This window comes from Bacillus hominis (assembly GCF_018332515.1).
Classification (GTDB): domain Bacteria; phylum Bacillota; class Bacilli; order Bacillales; family Bacillaceae_G; genus Bacillus_A; species Bacillus_A hominis.
Genome location: NZ_BOQD01000554.1, coordinates 1 through 308 on the forward strand (window position 1 = coordinate 1; position 308 = coordinate 308).

Here is a 308-nt window from a genome sequence, read left to right on the forward strand (position 1 = left end):
TGCAAATGAAAAGTATGAAACGATGGCAATTAAAGAAGCTTTCGGTGAGCATGCATATAAAGTAGCGATTAGCTCGACGAAATCAATGACAGGTCACTTATTAGGAGCAGCAGGTGCTGTTGAAGCGATTTTCTCTATTAAATCAATTACAGACGGAGTGATTCCTCCGACGATTAACTATGAAACACCAGATCCAGAATGTGATTTAGATTATGTACCAAATAAAGCAAGACAGCAAGAAGTACGTGCTGTATTAAGTAATTCATTAGGATTCGGTGGTCATAACGCAGTATTAGTATTTAAAGCAT

Annotated in this window: 1 pseudogene; it reads left to right on the plus strand. The window is 37.3% G+C overall.

Annotation, left to right across the window (positions count from 1 at the left end):
• A pseudogene (locus KI356_RS27300) lies at positions 1-308 on the plus strand (beta-ketoacyl-[acyl-carrier-protein] synthase II); the annotation flags it as partial.